The organism is Cycloclasticus zancles 78-ME (genome assembly GCF_000442595.1).
GTDB classification, from domain to species: Bacteria; Pseudomonadota; Gammaproteobacteria; order Methylococcales; family Cycloclasticaceae; genus Cycloclasticus; species Cycloclasticus pugetii.
This window is the reverse complement of the sequence record NC_021917.1, coordinates 1,306,459-1,330,486: the sequence shown is the minus strand read 5'-3', so window position 1 is coordinate 1,330,486 and position 24,028 is coordinate 1,306,459. Positions and strand designations below refer to the sequence as shown.

Here is a 24,028-nt window from a genome sequence, read left to right as displayed (position 1 = left end):
TAGCTGATGTTATTTAATCAGCGCTGATCACTTACTGTTATTCAGTATATTCAGCACCCATAAGGGGCGCAATATGTTTATTTATCAACGCTTGCTTAGGCGATTAATATTTATTTCTATGGTGGTATTTGCCATCGTTTCTTTCTACTCAATGAGTGTAATGGCTGATGGGGGAAGTGTATCAACTGACCTCGGCCCAACTGAGCTAACGGTATATAAAAGTCCTAGCTGCAAGTGCTGTAGTAAGTGGATCAGGCATGTCAAAAAAAATGGCTTTGAGGTAAATGCGCTCAATGACCGTAATTTGTCGGCTCTAAAAATAAGCCGCGGTATACAAAAACCTTATCAATCTTGTCATACCGCTATTTCAAAAGACGGCTATGTATTTGAAGGCCATGTTCCATCCAAATTTATCAAGAAATTCTTACGGGAAAAACCTAAAGGGTCGATAGGCTTATCGGTACCTGCGATGCCTGTTGGAACTCCGGGTATGGAGTACAGAAATAAATTTACGGCTTATAAGGTGCTTTTGCTTAAGTCAGATGGTTCTTCAGAAACCTATGTTTCGGTTAATTCACAAGAGGAACAGTATTAATGGCAAATTGTAAATTTCACCCATATTCCATGTGCAACGTTAGGTCTGTACTAGTGTTGGGTATATTGGGTATAAGCTTAATGTCCGCCAATGCTGCGGAACTAGTAAAAAAAGGAAGTCACGAATTTACTATGGAAGAGGCCGTCAAGGCGGCAAAACTAAACGACCCCTGGTTGGCTGGGAATCAGCACTCACAAAATGCGGTTGAATCAATGAGTGTTGCGGCCGGTACGCTACCCGATCCGAAGGTGTCGCTCGGTTTGGCTAATTTGGCGACGGATACTTTTGACTTTGGACAGGAGGCAATGACCCAGTTCAAGGTGGGTGTATCACAAATGTTTCCACGAGGAGACAGTCTGGCGATCAGGAAAACGCAGCTTGAATTGATGGGTACTCAATACCCCTATCAACGCCAAGATCGGAAGGCCAAAGTGACTGTGACGGTGAGTCATCTGTGGCTTGATGCCTATAAAGCACAAGAAAGTATTGCCTTGATCAATAACAAGCGCGCCCTGTTTGAGCAATTGGCAGACGTTGCGGAAGCCAGTTACTCGTCAGCATTGGGCAGAACTAGGATGCAAGATATCGTTCGTGCCCAACTTGAACTGACGCGCCTAGATGATCGGCTTACAAAGTTGAACCAGCAACAGGATATGTTCAAGCAGCGGCTTTATGAATGGCTGAGTGACTATTTTGTTGATAATTACTCGCAGAATAGTCTGATTGAAAATCAAGTGCTGTCGTCTGATTTGCTGCTGGCACGACGACTACCAGACACCGCGTTAATTAATCCGCAACTTTATAATGGGACAAAGGAAACTGATCCACAGATATTATTTGATTACTTTACTGATCATCCGGTGGTGATGGGGCTGGATCAGAAAATCAAGGCAAGTCGCAGCGGTATTGAACTGGCGCAACAAAAGTACAAACCCGAATGGGGGGTTAATGCCAGTTACGGTTATCGTGACAATGATCCAATGGGAAATGATCGTGCCGATCTTTTTTCAGTGGGCGTGACCTTTGATTTACCACTTTTCACTGATAACCGACAGGACAAGCAGGTTGAATCTGCAGTATCCCAGACAGAATCAGTGAAAACCGAGAAGTGGCTTCTGCTCAGAAAGCTGATCGCTTCTTTTGAAACAGCGAAGGCACAGTTGCTTCGGTTAAATCAACGGCAGCAGCTGTTTCAGCAGGAATTACTGCCGCAGATGTACGAACAGGCGGAAGCTTCGCTCACCGCTTATACCAATGACGACGGTGATTTTGCCGAAGTGGTTCGTGCTCGCATTGCGGAACTAAATGCCGAGATTGATGCATTGAGCATTGATGTGGACAGGCAAAAAACCATTATTCAATTGAACTATTTTTTTATACGGAGCGCTGATGTAGCTATGGCCAGTAATCGTCGCCCAGGAGAGAACAAATGAGCAAGAAAATTAATACGACAGGCGCGCTGGTTGTGGGTGCCGTTATGGGTGCAGCGCTTGCGATAGGCGCTTATAGTTTTTTAGGTCAGCCGACCGGAATTTCATCAGATAAAGCCTCGGCGGGTGGCGAGAAAAAACCTTTACATTGGGTCGCGCCGATGGATCCAAACTACAAGCGTGATAAGCCGGGTAAATCCCCGATGGGGATGGATCTGATTCCCGTGTATGCAGATGAAGGTGGTGGCCCAGATGCGGGACCTGGAACCATCAAGATTTCCCCCGAGGTGGTTAATAACCTCGGGGTGCGTACTGTAAAGGTGCAGCGTAAAGGCCTGCATATGGAAATAAAAACGGTCGGTTATGTGCAATATGATGAGGATCAATTGGTTCATATTCACCCAAGAGTGGAGGGTTGGATCGAAAAGCTTTATATCAAGGCTGCAGGTGACCCAGTAAAACAAGGTCAGCCACTTTACGAAATTTACTCGCCGGCGCTTGTCAATGCTCAGGAAGAGTTGATTATAGCGATGGATAGAAAAAATCAACGCTTGATTAAAGCTGCAGAAGAAAGATTAAGCGCCTTACAACTGCCAAGGAGTGCGATCAGGGAATTAAAGAGAAGCAAAAAAGTTAAGCAATTGATTACCTTTTTTGCGCCGCAAAGCGGGGTGATCGACAACCTAAATATCCGTCAGGGTTTTTTCGTTAAGCCCGGTACAACCTTAATGTCAATCGGTACCTTAGACCAAGTATGGGTGGAAGCAGAAGTATTTGAACGCCAGGCATCTGGCGTTGTCGTAGGCGACCTTGTCTCCATGTCGCTTGATTATTTGCCAGGAAAAATGTGGCAGGGTGCTGTGGATTACGTGTACCCCACATTAGATCCTAAAACTCGGACGGTAAAAGTCAGGCTGCGTTTCAACAACGAGAATGACATGTTAAAGCCGAATATGTTTACCCAGGTCGTTATTCACGCGAAAAACACAGAAAACACCTTGCTTGTTCCTACAGAAGCCGTTATTCGCACGGGTAATGTTAATCGCATTGTACTTGCGCTTGGTGAAGGTCGTTTTAAGTCCATAAAAGTCAAGCTGGGGCGTTTAGATGGTCAGTCTGCTGAGATTCTGGAAGGGGTGAAAGAGGGTGAGCGTGTCGTGACCTCGGCACAGTATCTTCTCGATTCTGAATCCAGCAAGACATCTGATTTCAAGCGCATGAATAATCAAAGTAATGATGATGTGACAGTTAAAGACGTTTCAGCTTGGACAGAGGCAAAGGTTAATAGCCTGATGGCAAATCACAGAATGGTAAATGTGACGCACGGAGCGATACCTGAATGGGATTGGCCTGAGATGACGATGGATTTTATCGTTTCTCAATCAGTTGATTTTAGCCGATTAAAAGAAGGAATGAACTTGCAAATAGAGATCCAAAAGGTAGCAGGAGGCAATGTTGAAGTTGTGAATGTGCGCCTGCCTGATGCTGAAACACCGGCTCCAATGGATCACAGCCAACACCAGATGCCTGCCGAACCATCCAGCAGTCATGTGAATAACTAAGGGTCATACAGATGATAGCTTCAATAATTCGTTGGTCGGTCAGTAACCGTTTTTTCGTATTGCTCGCGACTGCTATTCTGGTTGGCGCTGGTTTGTTTTCATTAAAAAACACACCGGTTGATGCCTTGCCTGATCTTTCTGATGTTCAGGTGATTATTAAAACAACGTATCCTGGGCAGGCACCTCAGGTGGTGGAGGACCAAGTTACCTACCCGTTGACGACGGCGATGTTGTCGGTGCCTGGCGCAGTAACCGTTAGGGGCTATTCGTTTTTTGGAGATTCCTTTGTGTATGTGATCTTCGATGAGGACACTGACCTTTATTGGGCGCGTTCTCGTGTACTGGAGTACCTCAGTCAGGTCGCTCCATCGTTACCCGCGAATGCGAGGCCACAATTGGGGCCAGATGCGACGGGAGTAGGCTGGGTTTACCTGTATGCACTGCAAGACAAAACCGGTAAGCATGACATTAGCCAACTGCGCAGTTTGCAAGACTGGTTCTTGAAATATGAGCTGCAAACGGTTCCTGGCGTTTCCGAAGTCACAGCTCTGGGCGGTATGGTCAAGCAGTACCAAGTAAAAGTTAATCCCGATAAGTTACGCGCGTTTGGTATTCCGCTTTCTTTGATTCAGACCGCCATCAAGCGTGGCAATCAGGAAATCGGTGCGTCAGTGGTTGAGATGGCAGAAGCCGAATACATGGTGCGGGCCACAGGATATATAAAAAATGTTAGCGACCTTGGCAATATTCCGTTAGGCGTTAATAAAAACGGAACACCCTTGTTACTCAAAGATGTTGCCGAAATTGGTACAGGTCCGCAAATGCGTCGTGGAGTTGCTGAACTCAATGGTGAGGGTGAAACTGTCGGCGGCATTATTGTGATGCGCTTCGGTGAAAATGCACAAAAAACCATCGATGGCGTAAAGGCGAAACTGGAGCAGCTTAAAAAAGGCTTACCCGAAGGCGTAGAGGTCGTCACTGTTTATGATCGTAGTGGCTTGATAGAACGTGCAGTCGAAAATCTAAGCTTTAAGTTGTTGGAAGAATTTGCTGTCGTTGCCCTAGTTTGTATCATCTTTCTATTTCATGTGCGCTCATCACTGGTAGCTATTTTCAGTTTACCCGTTGGTATTTTGGCAGCCTTTGCCGTTATGTATATGCAAGGCTTGAACGCCAATATCATGTCTTTGGGTGGAATTGCGATTGCTATAGGAGCCATGATTGATGGCGCCATTGTGATGATTGAAAACATGCACAAACATATGGAACGAACGCCTATAACTCGGGAAAACCGCTGGCAAATTGTGGCCGAGTCTGCAAGTGAAGTAGGGCCTGCACTATTTTTCAGTTTGCTCATTATTACCGTCAGTTTTGTTCCGGTATTTACCTTGGAGGCTCAGGAAGGACGGATGTTCTCACCGCTTGCGTTTACCAAAACCTATGCAATGGCGGCGTCGGCAGCATTAGCAATAACGCTGGTGCCTGTGCTGATGGGCTATTTCATTCGTGGGAAAGTGTTACCCGAGCACAAAAACCCGGTTAATCGATTGCTGACAGCCGGTTATATGCCGGTTTTGAAGAAAGTTCTCAGTTTCCCCAAAACAACGTTATCGCTGGCCTTGTTGGTGTTTGCAGTTGGCTTGTGGCCGTTGGACAAAATTGGCAGCGAATTCATTCCTCCACTGGATGAAGGTGATTTGATGTATATGCCAACGACTTATCCTGGCATTTCAATTGGCAAGGCACGTGAGTTGTTGCAACAAACCGATAAATTAATCCGCACTGTTCCAGAAGTGAAAACGGTTTTCGGTAAGGTAGGGCGGGCGGAAACGGCGACCGATCCTGCGCCGCTGACCATGATTGAAACCTTTATTCAGTTGAAGCCTAAAGATCAATGGCGCGAAGGCGTAACCTCTGAAAGTCTTAAAAAAGAGCTGGATGCGTTGGTGAAATTGCCCGGTGTTACCAATGCATGGGTAATGCCGATCAAAACCCGTATTGATATGTTGGCTACAGGGATCAAAACACCGGTTGGTATCAAAATATCAGGACCGAAGTTATCTGAGATACAAGCGATAGGCCAACAACTGGAAACCATTCTTGCGGATGTTCCAGGTACTGCCTCGGTGTATTCCGAACGTGTTGCGGGAGGGCGTTATATCAAGGTGGATATACAGCGAGAAAAAGCGGCGCGTTATGGTCTTAATATTGCCGATGTGCAACAGGTTGTTGCTACGGCAATTGGTGGCATGAATGTGTCGCAGAGCGTAGAAGGGCTGGAACGTTATCCGATCAATATTCGTTATCCGCAGGATTATCGAAACTCGCCTGAGCAATTGTCTCTGCTGCCGATAGTGACTCCCAGTGGCCAGCGCATACCCCTAGGAGATGTGGCTAATGTCTTCGTTGAAGACGGCCCTCCGGGGATTAAAAGTGAGAATGCGCGACTTAATGGTTGGTCTTTTATCGACATCGAAGGTGTTGATATTGGCAGCTATGTAGAAAATGCACAAAAAGTAGTCGCAGAGCAACTCAAATTGCCAGCCGGTTACGCCATAAGTTGGTCGGGGCAATACGAATATATGCAGCGTGCCAAGGAAAAGTTGACCTACGTGGTGCCGTTAACTCTGGGCATTATTGTCGTTTTGTTATTCATGAATTTTCGTAACTTCGTTGAAGTGGGGATTATTTTGGGAACATTACCATTAGCAATGGTGGGTAGTATCTGGTTGATGTACATACAGGGTTTTAACTTTTCTGTTGCTGTTGGGGTTGGCTTTATCGCATTGGCCGGTGTGGCAGTAGAGATTGGCGTGATTATGTTGGTGTATCTCAATCAATCCTACGTGCAAATGCTGGAAGAGTGTCAGGAGAAAGGCTCTTCGCCCGATGAAGGAACTTTGCGAAGTGCCGTGTTACACGGTGCAGGTATGCGTATACGCCCAGTGATGATGACTGCTGCCGCTATCGTGGCCGGTTTATTGCCAATTTTATACGGCACTGGCACAGGTTCGGAAGTTATGAGCCGTATAGCTGCGCCCATGGTAGGCGGGATGGTCAGCGCGGTCGTGCTTACGCTTGTCGTTGTTCCAGCTATTTATTATCTATGGCGTAAAACATCAATTGATCAAGTAGTGAAGCAAGCACATTGAAAAGGAAAAATCACTGATTTTGTTAATTGAAAACAGACAATATTTAAACAAACAGATTGATTAAAGGAGATCAAATAATGGCTATTAAATTTATTTTTATCTTGGTACTGCTAAGCGGAGCTATTTCAGTAACAGCTTTTGCTGGTGGAGGCTCTCCCTATGATCATGGAGAGAACCACCGGCATGATTCAGAAGGCAGTGCAGTGGGTAAACCAGCTGCCTGCAATGTACCAGGGCACTTTGAAGCGGGGATGTTCCAGACAGTGGACATTAAGTAATGAAAGAAAACGGCTCTGCTATATATGTGCTTGACCTGTGTCCAAGACACAGGTGTAGGCTATTTTTGAAAGAGGTTTTACTCTCAGGTTTTAAACCTGTGTTTTCTGAAGTATTTCTTCAAACGGAGAGGTTGCAATGAAAGTAAGTGAATTGGTTAAAGAAATGAAAACAACTCCAGACACTGTGCGTTATTACACGCGTGTTGGGCTTTTGTCGCCTGTTAAGAGTGAGACGAATGGCTATAAACACTATGGAGTAGATGACCAACATCGATTGCGTTTCATTCTGAGCGCTAGGAAGTTGGGTTTTTCGGTTAACGATATCGATCAAATACTAACAGAAGCAGCTAAGGGTAAGACCGCTTGTCCTTTAGTCAGGGTGATTTTGGAGAAACGCCTTGAAGAAACAGAGGAGGTTTTTCAGCAAACTCTGGCGCTTAGAATCCGAATGAAGTCAGCGATTGGCGAATGGCAAACCAAGCCAAATAAAGCCCCAACAGGCCATATGATTTGTCACCTGATTGAAGGGTTTAATGCTTCATCTGGAAAGGAGTAACAGTATGCAAGAAACAGAAATGAATGCCGAAAATAACTTAACCTTAAACGAGTTAATCATTGAAGGTGCAAGCTGTGCCAGTTGTGTTGGGAAAATTGAAACAGCGCTGAAACAGGTTTCTGGCGTTAGTGATGCGGTGATGAATTTTGCTCAACGGACTGTAACCGTTGAGGGTAACGTGACGACAGAAGCTCTTGTTAAAGCGGTTGAGGGAGCCGGATACAACGCCAGGATCAGCGAAGCAAACTCAGAAGACGAATTACTGGATCAAAAAGAGCAGGCAGATGAGGCATATTATAAGCGCCTGATGCGTGAAATGACTATTGCACTGGGTCTTGGTATACCGTTAATGATCTACAGTGTGGCCGGTGGTCCTATGACGGTGGATACCACGCTAGAACGTGGTATTTGGTTAGTCATCGGCTTGTTATGCGCAGCTGTTATGTATATTTCAGGCAAGCATTTTTATGTCGGTGCATGGAAATCCTTTGCCAATCACAGCGCTAACATGGATACATTAATTGCCTTGGGTACCGGTACTGCGTGGTTGTATTCAATGGTTGTTGTGTTCTTTCCGCTCGCGCTTCCTGAAATGGCCCGACACGTCTATTTTGAAGCCACTGCCATGATCATTGGTTTGATTGACCTTGGCTTGGCACTTGAGGTGAAGGCGCGAGGTCGCACCAGTGAGGCGATAAAAAGGCTCATCGGTCTGCAGCCAAAAACAGCACGCGTTATTCGTGATAACCAAGATATTGATATTTCGATTGAGCAGGTGCTGTTAAATGACAAAGTACGCGTTCGGCCAGGTGAAAAAATACCTGTCGATGGTGTGGTGGTTTTCGGACAGTCTGCAATTGATGAATCCATGTTGACCGGTGAACCGATGCCGGTTGAGAAGCATGAAGGTGATGAAGTGGTTGCTGGCTCGATCAATAAAAATGGCTCCATTATTTTTAAAGCCACTCATGTTGGTAAGGACACGGCGCTCGCGCAAATTATCAAGATGGTCAAGCGTGCGCAAAATTCAAAACCACCTATTGGCCGATTGGCTGATGTAATCTCCGCTTATTTTGTACCGGTTGTGATGATTGTGGCGGTTGTCAGCGCATTGGTGTGGTTGAACGTTGGGCCTGAACCGGCCGTTGCGTTTGCCATTGTTTCGGCAACTACTGTACTGATTATTGCTTGCCCTTGTGCCCTCGGCTTGGCTACTCCGATGTCAGTGATGGTCGGTGTGGGTAAGGCTGCAGAAGCGGGCGTGCTGATTCGTAATGGAGAAGCGTTGCAAACGGCCTCTAAAATTACCGCGATGATCCTTGATAAAACCGGCACCATTACGCTGGGAGCACCCAAAGTCACCAATATTCATTTAATAAATGGATCTGATGATGAAGATGAGGTGCTTCAACTAGCGGCCAGTCTGGAAGCAGGTTCAGAGCATCCATTAGCCCTATCTATAGTTGAATCAGCCGCCGAACGCGGATTAATGCCTGAGAAAGTTGAAAATTTTGCTGCTATTTCAGGGCATGGTGTGGAAGGGGTGGTAGGAGACCTTTCTTTACTTTTCGGTAATGAAAAGTTGATGCACGATAAAAATATTACCGTTGATGCTGCTGCGGTTGAAATTGCCCAGCAAATGGCAGCGGAGGCCAAAACGCCGATGTACTTTGTAATTGATGGGAGTCTAGCTGCTGTTATCGCGGTGGCAGACCCGATTAAAGAAGACTCAATCTCGGCTATTAAACGATTACAGCAAAACGGTATTCGTGTGGTGATGTTGACGGGTGATAACCGAGCAACAGCAGCAGCGGTGGCAAAAAAGGTAGGGATTACAGAGTTTTTTGCCGAAGTATTGCCAGAAGATAAAGCCAAAAAAGTAGCAGAGTTACAAAAGCAAAATGAAACTGTTGGCATGACTGGCGATGGTATTAACGATGCGCCGGCATTGGCTTTAGCAGATGTTGGCTTTGCCATCGGTACGGGTACCGATGTTGCTATAGAAAGTGCCGATATCACGCTAATGAGAGGCTCCTTACATGGTTTGGCGGATGCGATAGCGGTAAGTAAAGCCACGTTACGCAATATCAAACAGAATTTATTTGGTGCCTTTATCTATAACGTGGCGGGTGTACCTTTCGCAGCAGGTGTGCTTTATCCCATTTTTGGCATTTTATTAAATCCCGTTATTGCCGGTGCAGCGATGGCTTTGTCTTCACTTACCGTGGTGAGTAATGCTAATCGTCTGCGTTTATTTAAACCACAAGAACATTAAAAGGAGTACGTAAATATGTTAATTATTAATACGTTAGGGATTCTACTCATTGCTCTCATTGTGTGGTGGTTTTGGTTATATAAACCCAAAGAAGTGAGTATTTCGGAGCAAGGTATCACCGTGCTCGTTGAGAATGGTACATACCAACCTTCTAGACTAAAGGTTGCATCAGGCCAACAGGTCAATATTCAGTTCTTGCGAAAGGATGCATCGCCTTGTGCAGAAATGGTGTTGTTTCCTGATTTTAATATCAGTGAAGAATTACCACTTAAAAAGATGAAGTCCATCATTTTGCCAGCAATGGATAAAGGTGAATACGCCTTCCACTGCCAGATGCAGATGTATAAGGGCACATTGATAGTAGAGTAGAGTAATGTTTTTTATGTGAGGTTGATAAGAGAAATAAAGGATATATGGATTAATAATGATTTCAAACTCTGGTGATGGATATCGTGATAAAATGAAAGGCGCCCATGAGGGGTGCGGTGGCTTGGAATATAGCCATATTTTAAAAAAAGTAAGGATAAGACAATGAAAAAATTATTTGTGACAATTATAGGCGTGTTTTTAATGAATATTTCTTTGGTGGCCGTTGCTGATAAGATGGATAAGCACGAGGATCAGGAAAACTCTAGCTCTGAACAGGCTGAAGAAGCAAAGGCAGTTTTGCATGATCATAGAAAGCAAAAAGGCTTATCTTCCGCGCCCACTAAAAAAGTTATGCCAACGGGTGAAGACGCAGATGTAGAGAAAAAAGCAGAAGGGCATGACCATAAGGAAGAGCATAAGTAGTAAGTCATTTGGAATTATGTAGGAAAGTGCTTGGTTAATCGCCAAGCATTTTCCAAAGTTTCATTTATACATTTATAAATCTATAAATCTATAAAGGAGAGAGTTGATGAAAACTTATAAATTGAGTGCAAATAATATCAATAGGGCTTTGTAAGCTCGGTGTTGAGTAATATTGCTATAGCTGCACCAAAGACGAATACGCCTTTCACTGCCAGATGCAGATGTACCGTGGCACGTTGTTGGTCGATTAATATATTTTATATAGGAGTTTGATATGCCGATTAAAAAAATAACCGCGATCATTGATGAATTACAGTGGGTTAAGGTTGAAAAAGCACTTGAAGTACACGGTGTAACAGGATTTACCGTACATGCAGTCAAAGGGCGCGGCAACTATAGCAATACGTACTCAAAAGACCATTTAGTTGATCATGTTCAAATTGTGATTTACACCGGTGATAAGCCATGCCCGCCGTATTGCAACATTAATTATGCAGACGGCCGATGTTGGTGCCGAGAGTGAAGGGCTCGTAGAAATCACATCGGTCGATGAGTTGTTCTGGGTACATGAACAATCCCTTGCCGTTGCAAGTGAATTTAAGTACTTCGAGGTGAGTCGTGGCGAATAAACAACGGTCTTTCTGGCTTACATCGAATGGACTTGCATCTATCGTGATGATAGGGGTGGCCAGTTATTTTTTACTGGTGGAACACCGACAACATTTATTCCAGTGGTTGCCGTTTTTGCTTCTAGCGTTATGTCCGCTGATGCATGTGTTTATGCATGGAGGTCATGGCGGACACGGTGGTCATAAACATCGTGATACTGGTGAGTCGAAGGACGCGGAAGAAGAAGCTTATCGTCGGGGTGTTGAGGAAGGTAAGAAACAATCTGATCCGCAACCTCGTAAGGAGAATGACCATGCACGGTGAATCAGGTTATGGGCTTTGGATGTTGGTGTTATTGAACTCTGCGATTTTCATCTTCTTTGCCTTCAGTTTTACTAAGCCGCAGTCCAAATCAGATTGGCGCAGCCTAGGAGCTTTTTCAGCTTTTATTGTTGCTCTATTTACGGAAATGTATGGCTTTCCATTAACGATATATTTTCTATCAGGTTGGTTGGCCGAGACTTTTCCAGAAATCAACTTCATGGCCCACAACAATGGCCATCTACTTCATACCCTGCTGGGATTTGAGGGTAACCCTCATTTTGACCCCTTACATATTGCTAGTAATGTCTTAATTATATTGGGCTTCATTTTGCTGTCGGCCGCCTGGAGTGTATTGCATACCGCGCAACAGTCCCGCTCTTTAGCAACAACGGGCTGGTATGCGCGTTGCCGTCACCCCCAGTATGTTGCTTTTATCATGATTATGTTCGGTTTTTTGTTACAATGGCCAACGATCCCAACACTGGTCATGTTCCCAATTTTAGTCGTTATTTATGTACGACTCGCTAAGCGAGAAGAGCAAATAGCGATATCAGAGTTTGGTGATGAATATCGCCAATATATGGAAGAAATACCCGCATGGGTACCTAGGTTTAAAACAGAACTAACTATAACAACATAAGGAAAAAAGATGAAAAAATTAATAACAGCAATTGCATTAACTGCAGCACTATCAACCCCTGTTTTTGCAGTTGACGCTCATCAGCATAGTAGTAATAAGAGTGGCAATCAAACGCAGGTGCAGATGCATGACCATATGAAAAGCATGCAAAAACTAATGGCAGATATTAAACAAGAAAAGAGCTCTGCTAAACGACACAAAATGATGCAAGATCATATGCAAAGTATGCAAAAAGGTATGAACATGATGGGCAATGGAGATATGTCACCTGTGAAGTTGGATACCCGCGTAGGTATGTTAGAAGAGCGCATCAAAATGATGCAGGCGATGATGGTTCAAATGATGGATTATAGTGCTCAAGCAGAAGATCGTGCCTTTAAAGATTCTATTACTGAAGGTGGTTCAGTTCGTTAATAGAACTTATTGGCTGGACATTATCCATTGTATATTGGCGAACCCAAGTGGGGTTCGCCAATACTAAAAATAGGAACTAATTATGAGAAAATTTTCAAAAATGATATCAATTGGTATCGTAGGTTCTGCGCTGTGCAATACAGCAATAGCGGCACCAAGTGTCGAAGAATTGGCGCAGCGATTAGAGCAGATGCAAATTGAGATGAACAAGCTTAAGAGTCAATTGGCTAATAGTGCAACAAAACAAGAGGTTCGGGTGGTAGAGAACAAAGTTTCAGAGGCCAACGAATGGCGCTCACCTGATACACAGGTTCACTTTGCCGGTTATGCGGATGTTGGGTATTCAGATGCAGAATCAGAAGATGGAAGTTTTAATACGGGTACTTTCGCACCCATATTCCATTTTCAGTACCGTGACTTGGTGATGCTAGAAGCTGAATTGGAATTTGGTGTTGGCGACAATGGTGAGACAGATGTGGCGATGGAATATCTGACTATTGACTGGTTTGTAAATGATTATACGACATTGGTTGCCGGTAAATTTTTGAGCCCAATTGGTCAATTTCGCCAAAACGTACATCCTTCATGGATAAACAAGTTACCTTCAGCACCTCCAGGATTTGGGCATGATGGCGCAGCACCCGTATCGGAAGTAGGTGTGCAATTACGCGGTGGCTTCCCAATCGGGAGTGTGCGAACTAACTACGCTTTTTATGTAGGTAACGGACCTGAGTTAAAAGCAGAGTTTGAAGACGGTGAGTACGAATTAGATGGTGTAGAGGCTGAAGGTTTTGGTAGTGATGGAGATGGAGAAAAGGCCTATGGTGGTCGCATTGGTATATTGCCGTTCGCGGATCTAGAAATTGGGTTTTCTGCTGCAACAGGTAAGGCAACGGTTACCTCTGTTGAAGATGGAGACAGTGATCTGTTAAGCCTTGAAGGTGCGCGTGATTATGATGTGATAGGCGCTGATTTTAATTGGCTACTAGGATCATTCCAGTTACGTGGTGAATATGTCGAAACAAAAGTTGGCTCAGCTACTGAAGGAACTGCTGCATCAACTGGTGCAGTCTGGGAAACATGGTATACGCAAGGTTCTTATAGAGTTAAAAACACCAAATTGGAGCTGGTTACGCGTTATACAGATTTTGACTCACCACACAACAGCCAAGATCAAAGCCAATGGGCACTTGGAACAAACTACCTGTTTACGAATAACTTTATAGGTAAGTTTAGTTATGAATTTAATGATGGAGAAAGCGGGAATCTTTCAGATGATGACCGGTTCCTATTGCAAATGGCATATGGTTTCTAGCTAACTAAGGAGAAGTAAAGATGATTATTTTAAATAAAAAATATACCCATAAAGTTGGTTTTATGGCCTGTTTGATTTTGTTTTTTGGACTGTTGTCCCCTGTCGTGTTTGCGTCAGAAGAGGAGAGTGACCCAAAAGCAGGCGATTTCTCTCGAGGAAGTAAAGCGTGGTCTGAAAACTGTATGCGTTGTCATTCTATGCGTAGTCCGACAGAGCTACGAGATGATCAATGGAAGACCACAGTTTTTCATATGCGGGTACGAGCAGGATTAACCGGGCAAGAAACGCGTGATATTTTGGCTTTTTTACAGGCTTCAAATGCACCCATATCAAGTGCAAATACAACAACTGTTAAGCCCACTATTAAAAAGGTGGCGTCATCGTCTGCGATATCAGGAGAAAAGATATACCAAAGCAATTGTATGGCCTGTCACGGTGCTAATGGGAAGGGGGCGTTACCTGGTGTGCCTGATTTTACAAATAAAATGGGGCCTTTAACGAAAACGGATGCTCAATTGCTCAATAACATAATTAATGGTTTCCAGAGCCCCAATAGCAGCATGCAAATGCCTGCGCGAGGAGGTAATAGCAGCCTTTCTGATGCGGAATTATCAGCAGCGTTAGGCTATATCAGAGAAACTTTTTCTAATTGAATGGACTCAATCAAGGTGCTAGAAAATCAATGATTCGTAAGTACGTTGTTTTTATCATGATCATGATCATGATCATGTTTGGTTTTGGTTGCAGTGGCCAACGATTTCGACATTGATCATGTTACCGATTTTAGTTGCTGTTTACGTTCGACTCGCTAAGCGAGAAGAGCAAATAGCGATATCAGAGTTTGGTGATGAATATCGCCAATACATGGAAGAAGTACCCGCATGGGTACCACGGTTCAATACAGAGCCATTAACCACAAAATGAGGAAATAAAGATTAAAAAATTAATAACAGCAATTGCACTAACCGCAGCTCTATCAGCCCCTGTATATGCTGGAAGTGACCATAAACAAGGTAAACATGGCAGCAGCCAGATGCAAATGCAGATGCATGATCATATGAAGGATATGCAAAAACTAATGGCAGATATTAAACAAGAAAAGAACCCTACTAAACGTCACAAAATGATGAAAGATCATATGCAAAGTATGCAAAAAGGTATGCATATGATTGGCGACGGAGGTAAATCTTCTGTGAACCTGACGACCCGCGTAGGCTTGTTAGAAGAGCGTATCAAGATGATGCAAACAATGATGGTTCAAATGATGGATTACAGTGCTGAAGCACAAGATCTAGCTTTTGAAAACTCTATTACAGAGGGTGGTTCAGGTCGTTAATCGGTCAGAATTAAGAGAAAAGTAATAACGAAAATATTAAGGATGTGAGAGTGAATAGTTGTCGGGCTGTGCACGGCCCGACAGTTTTTCAATGAGGTGATGATGGATGATGAAAACTGGACTGGATGGTTGGCTATCAATCTGCTGCTTTGGTTGCTGCTATTGATCGTTTTAATAGTCACAAATGTGAGGTTGTCATTGCAGGATAAAAGTGAGGGTATACCGGCAAAGAAGATTCTAGATAAACGTTATGCAAACGGTGAAATATGCAAAGAAGAATATGAGGAGATATTAAAGAATTTAGGCTATTAGGAGAGAAACTATGAGTAAAAAAGAGCATAGATTGGGTGTATCAGAAGTTAATTTGGTCGTTCGTCACTTAAAACTTGAAGATACAACACCTAAAAATATCAAGGCGACGATAGAGGAAATTGATCAATTATATGGTTTGGATGGCGTGTCATTTGATGAAAAGTCACAGGTTATAAATTTGGCCTACGATGCATCAAGAGTAGGTATTCAGGGAATTGAAGAGATATTTGAAAAGCACGGAGTGGATATTAGCCACGATTGGTGGACTGACTTAAAAGAAGGTTATTATCGGTTTGTGGATGACAATATAAAAGATAATGCAAAACATAAACCGTGGAGTTGTCATAAACCACCGCCAGGTCGGTGAATTTCTGTAGGTTGCGGGTCTGGAGAATTTTGGCCTCGCATCCATTCTGCATTTAAGCTATATTTAGGGGCATGGTTAGGAATATTTATGAAGTTTGATAATCGTAATTTAAGAGTCAATGGTTTTACGCCCAGACGCTGGGCTAGTAGCATGCTTGTCGTTTTGGTTTCGTTAAACGCCAATATCCTACAGGCAGGGGAGCAGGTAGATGATTTAGTATTAACTGAAATGCAAGCCGTTGCTATAGCAGTAAGAGATAACCCAAATCTTGCTCAGATGAAAGAACGTTATAAGGCTTTTGGCGAAGTGCCATCGCAAGTTGGGTCATTACCAGACCCGACGATTAGTTTTAATGCCATGAATTTTCCAACGGATACCTTCGCTAGAGACCAGGAACCGATGACTCAGGTTCAAATTGGTTTTAGTCAAGAGTTACCTTTTCCTGGAAAACTTGGGCTAAAAGAAGAAGCAGCACAATTTGATGCAATAGGTGCGGGGCATTTGGTTGATGAAGTTAGGCTGCAATTAATAAAAAAAGTGAAAAGTAACTGGTGGCAACTGTATTACTTAGATCGTGCACTGGAAACAATTGAGATTAATAAATCATTATTAAAGCAATTTATTACTATTGCCAAAGTAAAATATGAAACCGGGAAAGGGCTTCAACAAGATGTATTGTTGTCTCAACTGGAGTTATCTAAATTGCTTGATCAAGAAATCAAGGTAAAGGCTATTCGCCGGAACCAAGCTATTCGCCTTAATATTCTGATGGACCAGCCTGCCAAGGATACGTTGCTTTTACCCAATCAAGTATCAAAGAAATTACTGAGCCTTCCTATGGAGCAACAGTTGTATGAGGCGGCTGACTTAAAACGACCTGTGCTAAAACAAGTAAGAGTAAAAATTAAGAGTGCAAAAACACGTTTAGATTTAGCAAATCGTGACTACTACCCAGACTTTAAATTGGGCATGACTTATGGTGATAGAACGGGAGATAACACGCCTTTTGTTGGGGGCTCAAGGTCTAATTTCTTGTCACTGATGGTGGGTATAAAAATTCCTTTTTATGCTGATAGTAAACAGTCTAAAGCGGTCAATCAAAAAAGTTACGAATTACAAAAAATTCGTTACGAATTCACGGATCAAAAGAGCGTCGTTCGCGGAGAGATTAGTTCGGCCGTAACGGACTATATGCAGGCCAAGGAGCAGTTTTCTTTGTTTGGCACAGGTATTGTTCCGCAAGCCCAACAAACAGTTAGTTCTATGCTGGCTGGGTATCAAGTCAGTGAGGTTGATTTTCTAAACCTTATTAGAAGCCAAATAACGCTTTTTAATTATGAATTGCAATATTGGAAAGCATTGAGTGATGCAAAACAGGCGTTAGCCAGATTAGAAGCCGCAACAGGTGAGGAAGTAATTAATGAGTAAGGCTAAATTAGTAATTGGAATCTTAATGTTGGCTATTGGTGTGGGTGTTGGATACCAATTATCAAGCAACAATATAGAACAAGGCAATGTTGGTGAACAGGGAAGGGAGATTTTATTTTATAGAAATTCAATGAACCCAGAAGTGACATCTCCTGTACCTGCTAAAGACAACATGGGAATGGATTATGTTCCTGTTTATGCTGATGGAGAACAGAGTGATGTTGCGGGTATGGTGAAAATTGATCCGGTCGTTGTTCAAAACATTGGCGTACGGACTGCATTTGCTAAAAAGATGGCGTTAGGACGAACTGTGCGCGCTGTTGGATTGGTTAGTTTTAATGAAGAAAGGATGGTTAGAATACACCCAAAAGTTGAGGGTTGGGTTGAGAATGTTAGGGTTGATAAGACAGGTGAGCTAGTAAAAAAAGATGATATTTTATTGACTATTTATTCTCCAAAATTGGTGTCAACCCAACAGGAATATTTGTTAGCGTTAAGTAATTTAGCGGCATTAGAAAAAAGTCCCTTTGAACAAATAAGGACAGGCGCGCAAGAACTTGTAAAAAGCTCTCGTGAAAGGCTTGGTTTTTTAGATGTGCCAGAACATCAGATAAAGGCATTGGAACGAACTAAAAAAATAAAGAAGGGTCTTCATATTCATACTTCAACTGCAGGCACGGTGATTAATATTGGCGCAAGACAGGGGCAGTTTGTCACGCCAAAGACAGAGCTGTACATGTTAGTTGACCTGAATCAGGTTTGGGTCTATGCGGACGTTTATGAATACGAATTACCGTGGGTGAAACTTGAGGATGAAGTTGAAATGACATTAGCGTCAGCCCCAGGTAGGCGCTTTACAGGAATAGTGTCCTATATTTACCCCTATGCAGAACCAAAAACACGAACCACTAAAGTTCGAATGGTCTTTGATAATGCTGAATTATTATTGCGCCCAGATATGTTTGCAGACGTTAGTATCAAAGCTAGTGTACGTAAAGATTCGATTGTTGTTCCAGCTGGGGCGGTTGTACGGTCGGGGGGAGGCGCGCAAATTTTTGTGGTGCGTGAGCCCGATAAGTTTGAGCCAAGAAAGGTTAAGGTTGGCATAGAATCGGATGGGCAGGTATCCATACTTAGTGGCATACAGGAGGGTGATGAAGTTGTAACGTCAGCACAATTTTTGGTTGATTCCGAGTCAAAGTTACGTGAAGCGACAAGCAAGATGCTGAGTAATATAAAGCAAAAAAATCAGAAGGGTAAATCACCAATTGTAGCAGGTGATATGAATGATTAATGCCATTATTAGTGCCTCTTTACGTGACCGTTTTATGGTGTTGATAATCACTGTAATCGTTGCACTCACAGGGCTCTATGCCTATAAAAATGCGCCTTTAGATGCGCTCCCTGATTTGTCTGATGTACAAGTTATTATTTTCACTAAGTTTCCTGGGCAGTCCCCGCAGGTTGTTGAAGACCAAGTAACGTACCCTTTAACAACTTCTATGCTAGCGGTTCCAAAGACTAAGGTAGTGCGTGGGTATTCATTTTTTGGGATGTCGTTTGTTTATATTATATTTGAGGATGGAGCGGACATGTATTGGGCCCGCTCTAGGGTTCTTGAATCACTGAATTATGTTAGTGGTCGTTTGCCTCAAGGCGTTACGCCAACACTTGGTCCAGACGCAACGGGTGTAGGCTGGATTTATGAGTACGCGCTAGTAGATAAGACTGGTAAACATGATCTAGCTCAGCTGCGCTCATTACAAGATTGGTATCTCCGTTACCCACTACAAACCGTCAATGGTGTTGCTGAAGTAGCCTCAGTTGGTGGTTATGTTAAACAGTATCAAGTAGAAGTGGATCCAAATGCACTGCTTCGCTACAACATTCCGTTGAATAAAGTAAAAATGGCCATTAAAAGGTCTAATAATGATGTTGGTGGACGTTTGGTAGAAATGGCTGAGACTGAATATATGGTTCGTAGCCGGGGCTATATTCAATCAATTGATGATCTTAATAAGATACCTGTCAGTGTTGATGAAAATGGAACCCCAGTTCGTTTAAAAGACATAGCCCGTGTTCAAATAGGCCCTGAATTACGTAGAGGATTAGTTGACTTAAACGGTGAAGGAGAAGTGGCCGGTGGTGTTGTTATTATGCGCTTTGGTGAAAATGCTCTTGCTACAATACAAGCGGTTAGAAAAAAGCTTGATGAATTAAAAGAAGGCCTTCCGGAAGGGGTTGAAATTGTGCCTGTGTATGATCGTGGCGACCTAATTGAGCGTGCTGTTGATAGTCTTAATACCTCATTGTTACAAGAACTTGTGATAGTTAGTCTGGTTGTTATCTTATTTTTATTACACGCTCGATCTGCTTTTGTGGCCATTATTACATTGCCATTAGGTGTTTTAATGGCGTTTATCGTGATGCGTTTTCAAGGTTTAAATGCAAACATTATGTCGTTAGGGGGCATAGCAATTACCATTGGCACAATGGTAGATGGTGCTATTGTGATGGTGGAAAATGCACACAGTCAATTGGCTATAGCAAACGATAAGAAAGGGCGAGAGTTAACTCGTACCGAGCATTGGCAAGTAATAGGAGAGTCTAGCCGAGAAGTGGGTCCGGCACTGTTTTTTTCACTGTTAGTCATTACGGTATCATTTTTGCCTATTTTTACCATGCAGGCTCAAGAAGGTCGTTTATTTAGCCCATTAGCATTTACAGCTACCTATGCAATGGCGGCATCAGCAATACTTGCGATTACGTTGGTTCCAGTAATGATGGGCTATTTTCTTAGAGGGAAAATAATTGCCGAAGATAAGAACCCTATAAATCGTGCTTTACACGCTTTACATAGCCCCGCATTGAAAATAGCGATGGGCTCACGTAGCGTAACGTTGTTCATCGCCTTGGCTTTACTGGCAGTTACCTATTACCCGTATTCAAAAATTGGCAGTGAATTTATGCCACCACTGGATGAAGGGGATATTTTATATATGCCAACCACATTCCCAGGTATATCGATTACAAAAGCGAAGGAACTGCTTCAACAAACCGATAAAATATTGAAAACTTTTCCAGAGGTTCATCATGTTTTTGGCAAAATAGGCCGAGCTGAATCTGCAACCGATGCTGCTCCATTATCAATGATGGAAACCACAATTAGGTTAAGGCAAACAGAAGAATGGCCGAATCCTGATAAGACAACGAAGGAATTAATGGCTGAAATGGATAAGGCAATAAATTTCCCTGGCGTTGCTAACGCATGGACAATGCCTATCAAAACGCGTATAGATATGTTGTCAACGGGTATTAAGACTCCTATTGGCATAAAAGTATCGGGTCCAGATTTAAATGTATTGCAGAAGGTGTCGCAAGATATTGAACTAGCAATGAAGACATTGCCTGAAACCACCTCTGCCTTTGGCGATAGAGCAGTTGGCGGGTATTACTTGGATATCAATATTGACCGTGAAAGAGCTGCTCGTTATGGGCTGGTTATTAGTGATGTTCAAGACGTTATTCAAAGCGCGATTGGTGGAATGAATATCACAGAAACAGTTGAAGGCCTTGAGCGCTACCCTGTTAATCTGCGTTACCCACGTGGCCTACGTGATGATTTGGAAACTTTAAAGCGCGTTTTGATACCCACCCCGACCGGTGTTCAAATTCCATTAACAATGGTTGCTGACATTGAATATCAACGTGGCCCACCGGTTATTAAAAGTGAAGATGCTAGACCGAACGCTTGGATTTATGTTGATATATCCACATCGGATATTGGTGGTTTTGTCACTAAAGCAAAACGTATTCTGGCTGAAAATGTAACCATTCCAGCTGGTTATACACTAACGTGGTCTGGGCAGTTCGAATACATGGAACGGGCTGCAGCACGGTTACGTATTGTTGCGCCGGTAACATTACTCATTATTTTTTTATTACTGTATTTTAACTTCCGCAATATCATCGAACCGATTGTCGTGATGATGTCAATTCCATTTGGATTGGTTGGTGGTATTTGGTTGATTTATATTAATGGATACAATATGTCTGTTGCTGTTGCTGTTGGTTTCATTGCATTAGCCGGTATGGCGGCTGAAATTGGCGTGCTAGTACTTAGCTTTATTGATGCTGAAGTTAGTAAACGCCGTTCTATAAGCAATACAAGGCTTTCCGTAGAAGAAATTAAAGATGCGGTATTTTATGCAACCTCAAAACGAGTGCGGCCTGTAGCAATGACAGCAATATCAACAATGGTAGGCTTAATACCCATCATGATTAGCAGTGGGACGGGGTCGGATGTTACCCATCGTATTGCTGCACCGATGTTGGGCGGCATGTTAACCGTGACGATACTCAACCTTCTAGTATTACCCGTCGTTTATAGCTTTATTCTTCAACGACAGGAGAACAGCCGGGTGTTGAAGAATGATGAACTTTCTTTGCTGGAAGAAGGGTAGTAGAGCCTTATGTTATTAGCTATAGCACTTTCTTTTGGTCTAGTTGCATTAAGTTTTATTTTTCACTATCGAGTGTTACTTTGGTTAAGTGTCTCGTCACAAATTAAAATGGATAAGCAGGGGAAAGTACTCTTTATTGTGTTTGTTTTGTTTTTAGCACATATTGTTGAAATTGGGTTTTATTCGTTTATTTATAATTTATCAGTGAATACCTTTGATCTGGGGTTTTTTAAAGGGGCACCAATAGGTGGAGCAATGAATTATTTATATTACTCAGGTGTTATTTATACAACGTTGGGCTTAGGTGATATTCACCCTGTGGGGCATATACGCTTTATAACGGCTATAGAGGCGCTGAATGGCTTCTTCTTAATAACATGGTCGGCATCATTTACCTTTTTGGCGATGGGTAGGCTTTGGCCGTGGGAAGGTCAGTGCGTTTCCAGCACTGATAATAAGGATTGATAAGACAATGAGTAGTTTATCGGGACAGGGTGATTATTTGGGTATTAAACATTGGCTAAAACAGTCAAGGCAACCATATGATTTGAAAATTCAACTCGTTCATGGAGATCTGGATGCATTGGGAGGGATGCGAGATCATTTGCGTCATACTACGACCTTTAATGTTGATGTCGCTGGCTATCACAACATATTAACAATATAGAGGATAAAATTATGCAAGTAGAAAACTTAAAAGACGTTATCAATTGGACACAAGAAGCTCATCAGTATTTGGCTAGTTGTATGCAGCATTGTGCTGACCAAAATGAGAGTGCACGGGCTAAACTTTTGCTCGACTATCTTGCCGATCATGAGCAAAAACTGGTGAAAGTTTTAGATGGATTTCAGGAAACAGCGAGTACCAACGCTTTGAATACCTGGTGTATTGAATACATCGATAAACACCTTTTAGAACTTCATGGTGAGTGCAAGAAGGTGTTTGCTCAGATGAACACTGAAGAAATTATTGCCGAGACATTAAGTCAGCATGAACAGGTGATTGAACTCTATCGTTATTTACATAGTAGAGCAGATATGCCTGAGGCTATAGAATTGCTTAGTCAATTATTGGATTTGGAAGAACATGAAGCTATGCAGATGTCGCATAGTGCCAACCGGTTACAAGATATGTAAGGTAAATTAGATGCCGCCTGCTTTCCTTCGGAAATATGGCGCGTGGTGTAGCAAAGGTTAATAGTCTGTGAAAGGAGGTGTTTTATGACGCTTAATGCATACAAATTTGGTTTGGCTTCGGCAATAAGTTTTTCTGTCATATGGCTTGTTTGTAGCCTACTAGTGTGGCTTTTTCCTAAAATGACAATGGGCATTGCAGGTGAGATGCTCCATGCTGATATGACATCATTGGGTTGGCAGATTTCATCTACAGGAGTTGTCACAGGCTTGATTGGATGGGCGGTTACAGCCGGTGTTATAGGTTGGTTTTTAGTTGTGATCTACAACAAGCTATGACTTTTTTTGTGCAAGGGCTTTCTATCCATGAGCAAATGCCATTTGGGAGAGTTTTCAAAAAATCGGCGGTTAAGGAAACCGATGCGGTTGATGCTATTCACGGTCTTGATGAAACAGAGCATCGTAATGATCCTGTGAAGCATGGTCAGCAGCATGATGCTGCGCAGGCCTATCAATCTATCAAACATGTGCCGCGAATTCCTAATGTTGTACTAGCGGAACATATTATGATCTCCCCTGTAGTGACGTTGGACCCGCAAGCGACAACCAGTAATGCATTGACACTGTTCCGATCAAGCCAGTTGCGCCATCTGCCTGTTGTTTCATCAACTGGGGAGTTGATAGGTATTGTTTCGGAAAGGGACGTATTGCGTCACCTGGCCGGCATTACAGAGAGCTATCAACAGCTAGCAGAGGCACATAAAGTTAAGCGCGTTACAGATGTGATGCAGTCACCGGTATTGACGGCAAGCGGGGATACGGACGTTCGCTATGTAGCCCGTTTGTTTGTAGAGCAGCGTATCGGTGCGTTACCAATTGTCACCGAAGGAGTAATAGCTGGAATCATTACGCGTAGTGATGTGTTGAAAGCAGTGATGCGTCATTTTGTGTTGGAGCTATGGGTGTGACAGTCGTACTCGGTCAAATTCATAAATTTTAGTGATCACTGTAGAAACTTAATTTTTAAGGGATGCCTAAAAGGAGGT

27 protein-coding genes and 1 pseudogene are annotated in these 24,028 nt (G+C 43.1%); all 28 read left to right on the top strand.

What is annotated here, in order from left to right; all coding sequences use genetic code 11:
* Positions 1-73: 73 nt before the first annotated feature.
* A complete protein-coding gene (locus CYCME_RS06470; RefSeq protein WP_020932504.1) occupies positions 74-595 on the top strand; it encodes a DUF411 domain-containing protein in 522 nt (173 codons plus the stop codon).
* An 80-nt stretch (positions 596-675) separates the two neighbouring features.
* Positions 676-2,028 carry a TolC family protein gene (locus tag CYCME_RS06465; RefSeq protein WP_020932503.1) on the top strand — a complete coding sequence of 451 codons (1,353 nt, stop codon included), beginning with the start codon at positions 676-678 and terminating at the stop codon, positions 2,026-2,028.
* Positions 2,025-3,587 (top strand): efflux RND transporter periplasmic adaptor subunit, encoded by a 1,563-nt coding sequence (locus CYCME_RS06460; RefSeq protein WP_020932502.1) that lies wholly within the window; start codon positions 2,025-2,027, stop codon positions 3,585-3,587. The genes CYCME_RS06465 and CYCME_RS06460 overlap by 4 nt, the downstream gene beginning before the upstream one ends.
* An 11-nt stretch (positions 3,588-3,598) precedes the next feature.
* Positions 3,599-6,739 (top strand): efflux RND transporter permease subunit, encoded by a 3,141-nt coding sequence (locus CYCME_RS06455; RefSeq protein WP_020932501.1) that lies wholly within the window; start codon positions 3,599-3,601, stop codon positions 6,737-6,739.
* 77 nt (positions 6,740-6,816) lie between these two features.
* Positions 6,817-7,017 carry a hypothetical protein gene (locus tag CYCME_RS06450; protein ID WP_020932500.1) on the top strand — a complete coding sequence of 67 codons (201 nt, stop codon included), beginning with the start codon at positions 6,817-6,819 and terminating at the stop codon, positions 7,015-7,017.
* Between the two features lie 136 nt (positions 7,018-7,153).
* The gene (locus tag CYCME_RS06445) at positions 7,154-7,573 is read left to right on the top strand and encodes a MerR family transcriptional regulator (protein WP_020932499.1); all 420 of its coding nucleotides are present in this window, start codon (positions 7,154-7,156) and stop codon (positions 7,571-7,573) included.
* 4 nt (positions 7,574-7,577) lie between these two features.
* Positions 7,578-9,848 (top strand): heavy metal translocating P-type ATPase, encoded by a 2,271-nt coding sequence (locus CYCME_RS06440; RefSeq protein WP_020932498.1) that lies wholly within the window; start codon positions 7,578-7,580, stop codon positions 9,846-9,848.
* Positions 9,849-9,863: 15 nt separating this feature from the next.
* Entirely contained in the window at positions 9,864-10,217 is a 354-nt protein-coding gene (locus CYCME_RS06435) for a cupredoxin domain-containing protein (RefSeq protein ID WP_020932497.1), read from the top strand.
* A gap of 162 nt (positions 10,218-10,379) precedes the next feature.
* Positions 10,380-10,640: a hypothetical protein gene (locus CYCME_RS06430; RefSeq protein WP_020932496.1), complete on the top strand. Its 261-nt coding sequence runs from the start codon at positions 10,380-10,382 to the stop codon at positions 10,638-10,640.
* A 274-nt stretch (positions 10,641-10,914) separates the two neighbouring features.
* Positions 10,915-11,163, top strand: coding sequence for a P-II family nitrogen regulator (locus CYCME_RS06425; protein WP_020932495.1), 249 nt, complete (start codon positions 10,915-10,917; stop codon positions 11,161-11,163).
* A 152-nt stretch (positions 11,164-11,315) separates the two neighbouring features.
* Positions 11,316-11,402, top strand: a pseudogene (locus CYCME_RS13315) (DUF2933 domain-containing protein); the annotation flags it as partial.
* Positions 11,403-11,420: 18 nt separating this feature from the next.
* Positions 11,421-11,573, top strand: coding sequence for a hypothetical protein (locus CYCME_RS13310; protein ID WP_420480302.1), 153 nt, complete (start codon positions 11,421-11,423; stop codon positions 11,571-11,573).
* Positions 11,563-12,213: a methyltransferase family protein gene (locus tag CYCME_RS06415; protein ID WP_020932493.1), complete on the top strand. Its 651-nt coding sequence runs from the start codon at positions 11,563-11,565 to the stop codon at positions 12,211-12,213. Before CYCME_RS13310 ends, CYCME_RS06415 begins: the two co-directional genes overlap by 11 nt.
* A gap of 9 nt (positions 12,214-12,222) precedes the next feature.
* Positions 12,223-12,627 carry a hypothetical protein gene (locus CYCME_RS06410; protein ID WP_020932492.1) on the top strand — a complete coding sequence of 135 codons (405 nt, stop codon included), beginning with the start codon at positions 12,223-12,225 and terminating at the stop codon, positions 12,625-12,627.
* 82 nt (positions 12,628-12,709) lie between these two features.
* Positions 12,710-13,942 (top strand): phosphate porin, encoded by a 1,233-nt coding sequence (locus CYCME_RS06405; RefSeq protein WP_020932491.1) that lies wholly within the window; start codon positions 12,710-12,712, stop codon positions 13,940-13,942.
* 20 nt (positions 13,943-13,962) lie between these two features.
* Positions 13,963-14,595: a c-type cytochrome gene (locus tag CYCME_RS06400; protein ID WP_020932490.1), complete on the top strand. Its 633-nt coding sequence runs from the start codon at positions 13,963-13,965 to the stop codon at positions 14,593-14,595.
* A 118-nt stretch (positions 14,596-14,713) separates the two neighbouring features.
* Complete coding sequence (locus CYCME_RS13040; protein WP_020932489.1) at positions 14,714-14,866, top strand: methyltransferase family protein; 153 nt, start codon at positions 14,714-14,716, stop codon at positions 14,864-14,866.
* 109 nt (positions 14,867-14,975) lie between these two features.
* Positions 14,976-15,278, top strand: coding sequence for a hypothetical protein (locus CYCME_RS06395; protein ID WP_020932488.1), 303 nt, complete (start codon positions 14,976-14,978; stop codon positions 15,276-15,278).
* Positions 15,279-15,377: 99 nt separating this feature from the next.
* Positions 15,378-15,590, top strand: a complete 213-nt coding sequence (locus CYCME_RS06390) for an SHOCT domain-containing protein (protein WP_144276106.1) — start codon at positions 15,378-15,380, stop codon at positions 15,588-15,590.
* 10 nt (positions 15,591-15,600) lie between these two features.
* Complete coding sequence (locus tag CYCME_RS06385; protein WP_020932486.1) at positions 15,601-15,957, top strand: hypothetical protein; 357 nt, start codon at positions 15,601-15,603, stop codon at positions 15,955-15,957.
* A gap of 87 nt (positions 15,958-16,044) precedes the next feature.
* Entirely contained in the window at positions 16,045-17,385 is a 1,341-nt protein-coding gene (locus tag CYCME_RS06380; protein WP_020932485.1) for a TolC family protein, read from the top strand.
* Entirely contained in the window at positions 17,378-18,679 is a 1,302-nt protein-coding gene (locus CYCME_RS06375) for an efflux RND transporter periplasmic adaptor subunit (protein WP_020932484.1), read from the top strand. The genes CYCME_RS06380 and CYCME_RS06375 overlap by 8 nt, the downstream gene beginning before the upstream one ends.
* On the top strand, positions 18,672-21,848 hold the full coding sequence (locus CYCME_RS06370; RefSeq protein ID WP_020932483.1) for an efflux RND transporter permease subunit: 3,177 nt from the start codon (positions 18,672-18,674) through the stop codon (positions 21,846-21,848). The genes CYCME_RS06375 and CYCME_RS06370 overlap by 8 nt, the downstream gene beginning before the upstream one ends.
* Before the next feature lie 9 nt (positions 21,849-21,857).
* Complete coding sequence (locus CYCME_RS06365; RefSeq protein WP_020932482.1) at positions 21,858-22,313, top strand: ion channel; 456 nt, start codon at positions 21,858-21,860, stop codon at positions 22,311-22,313.
* Positions 22,314-22,320: 7 nt separating this feature from the next.
* Positions 22,321-22,515 (top strand): MBL fold metallo-hydrolase RNA specificity domain-containing protein, encoded by a 195-nt coding sequence (locus CYCME_RS06360; RefSeq protein ID WP_020932481.1) that lies wholly within the window; start codon positions 22,321-22,323, stop codon positions 22,513-22,515.
* 11 nt (positions 22,516-22,526) lie between these two features.
* The gene (locus CYCME_RS06355; protein ID WP_020932480.1) at positions 22,527-22,985 is read left to right on the top strand and encodes a hypothetical protein; all 459 of its coding nucleotides are present in this window, start codon (positions 22,527-22,529) and stop codon (positions 22,983-22,985) included.
* An 84-nt stretch (positions 22,986-23,069) separates the two neighbouring features.
* Positions 23,070-23,321 carry a DUF5676 family membrane protein gene (locus CYCME_RS06350; RefSeq protein WP_020932479.1) on the top strand — a complete coding sequence of 84 codons (252 nt, stop codon included), beginning with the start codon at positions 23,070-23,072 and terminating at the stop codon, positions 23,319-23,321.
* Positions 23,318-23,950 carry an HPP family protein gene (locus tag CYCME_RS12810; RefSeq protein ID WP_020932478.1) on the top strand — a complete coding sequence of 211 codons (633 nt, stop codon included), beginning with the start codon at positions 23,318-23,320 and terminating at the stop codon, positions 23,948-23,950. Before CYCME_RS06350 ends, CYCME_RS12810 begins: the two co-directional genes overlap by 4 nt.
* Positions 23,951-24,028: the final 78 nt, after the last annotated feature.

Excerpts from the sequence above, each read along its gene's own strand:
- CYCME_RS06470 (WP_020932504.1), top strand. The coding sequence starts at position 74 with ATGTTTATTTATCAACGCTTGCTTAGGCGATTAATATTTATTTCTATG.
- CYCME_RS06465 (WP_020932503.1), top strand. The coding sequence starts at position 676 with ATGTCCGCCAATGCTGCGGAACTAGTAAAAAAAGGAAGTCACGAATTT.
- CYCME_RS06460 (WP_020932502.1), top strand. The coding sequence starts at position 2,025 with ATGAGCAAGAAAATTAATACGACAGGCGCGCTGGTTGTGGGTGCCGTT.
- CYCME_RS06455 (WP_020932501.1), top strand. The coding sequence starts at position 3,599 with ATGATAGCTTCAATAATTCGTTGGTCGGTCAGTAACCGTTTTTTCGTA.
- CYCME_RS06450 (WP_020932500.1), top strand. The coding sequence starts at position 6,817 with ATGGCTATTAAATTTATTTTTATCTTGGTACTGCTAAGCGGAGCTATT.
- CYCME_RS06445 (WP_020932499.1), top strand. The coding sequence starts at position 7,154 with ATGAAAGTAAGTGAATTGGTTAAAGAAATGAAAACAACTCCAGACACT.
- CYCME_RS06440 (WP_020932498.1), top strand. The coding sequence starts at position 7,578 with ATGCAAGAAACAGAAATGAATGCCGAAAATAACTTAACCTTAAACGAG.
- CYCME_RS06435 (WP_020932497.1), top strand. The coding sequence starts at position 9,864 with ATGTTAATTATTAATACGTTAGGGATTCTACTCATTGCTCTCATTGTG.
- CYCME_RS06430 (WP_020932496.1), top strand. The coding sequence starts at position 10,380 with ATGAAAAAATTATTTGTGACAATTATAGGCGTGTTTTTAATGAATATT.
- CYCME_RS06425 (WP_020932495.1), top strand. The coding sequence starts at position 10,915 with ATGCCGATTAAAAAAATAACCGCGATCATTGATGAATTACAGTGGGTT.
- CYCME_RS13310 (WP_420480302.1), top strand. The coding sequence starts at position 11,421 with ATGCATGGAGGTCATGGCGGACACGGTGGTCATAAACATCGTGATACT.
- CYCME_RS06415 (WP_020932493.1), top strand. The coding sequence starts at position 11,563 with ATGCACGGTGAATCAGGTTATGGGCTTTGGATGTTGGTGTTATTGAAC.
- CYCME_RS06410 (WP_020932492.1), top strand. The coding sequence starts at position 12,223 with ATGAAAAAATTAATAACAGCAATTGCATTAACTGCAGCACTATCAACC.
- CYCME_RS06405 (WP_020932491.1), top strand. The coding sequence starts at position 12,710 with ATGAGAAAATTTTCAAAAATGATATCAATTGGTATCGTAGGTTCTGCG.
- CYCME_RS06400 (WP_020932490.1), top strand. The coding sequence starts at position 13,963 with ATGATTATTTTAAATAAAAAATATACCCATAAAGTTGGTTTTATGGCC.
- CYCME_RS13040 (WP_020932489.1), top strand. The coding sequence starts at position 14,714 with ATGTTACCGATTTTAGTTGCTGTTTACGTTCGACTCGCTAAGCGAGAA.
- CYCME_RS06395 (WP_020932488.1), top strand. The coding sequence starts at position 14,976 with ATGCAAATGCAGATGCATGATCATATGAAGGATATGCAAAAACTAATG.
- CYCME_RS06390 (WP_144276106.1), top strand. The coding sequence starts at position 15,378 with ATGATGGATGATGAAAACTGGACTGGATGGTTGGCTATCAATCTGCTG.
- CYCME_RS06385 (WP_020932486.1), top strand. The coding sequence starts at position 15,601 with ATGAGTAAAAAAGAGCATAGATTGGGTGTATCAGAAGTTAATTTGGTC.
- CYCME_RS06380 (WP_020932485.1), top strand. The coding sequence starts at position 16,045 with ATGAAGTTTGATAATCGTAATTTAAGAGTCAATGGTTTTACGCCCAGA.
- CYCME_RS06375 (WP_020932484.1), top strand. The coding sequence starts at position 17,378 with ATGAGTAAGGCTAAATTAGTAATTGGAATCTTAATGTTGGCTATTGGT.
- CYCME_RS06370 (WP_020932483.1), top strand. The coding sequence starts at position 18,672 with ATGATTAATGCCATTATTAGTGCCTCTTTACGTGACCGTTTTATGGTG.
- CYCME_RS06365 (WP_020932482.1), top strand. The coding sequence starts at position 21,858 with ATGTTATTAGCTATAGCACTTTCTTTTGGTCTAGTTGCATTAAGTTTT.
- CYCME_RS06360 (WP_020932481.1), top strand. The coding sequence starts at position 22,321 with ATGAGTAGTTTATCGGGACAGGGTGATTATTTGGGTATTAAACATTGG.
- CYCME_RS06355 (WP_020932480.1), top strand. The coding sequence starts at position 22,527 with ATGCAAGTAGAAAACTTAAAAGACGTTATCAATTGGACACAAGAAGCT.
- CYCME_RS06350 (WP_020932479.1), top strand. The coding sequence starts at position 23,070 with ATGACGCTTAATGCATACAAATTTGGTTTGGCTTCGGCAATAAGTTTT.
- CYCME_RS12810 (WP_020932478.1), top strand. The coding sequence starts at position 23,318 with ATGACTTTTTTTGTGCAAGGGCTTTCTATCCATGAGCAAATGCCATTT.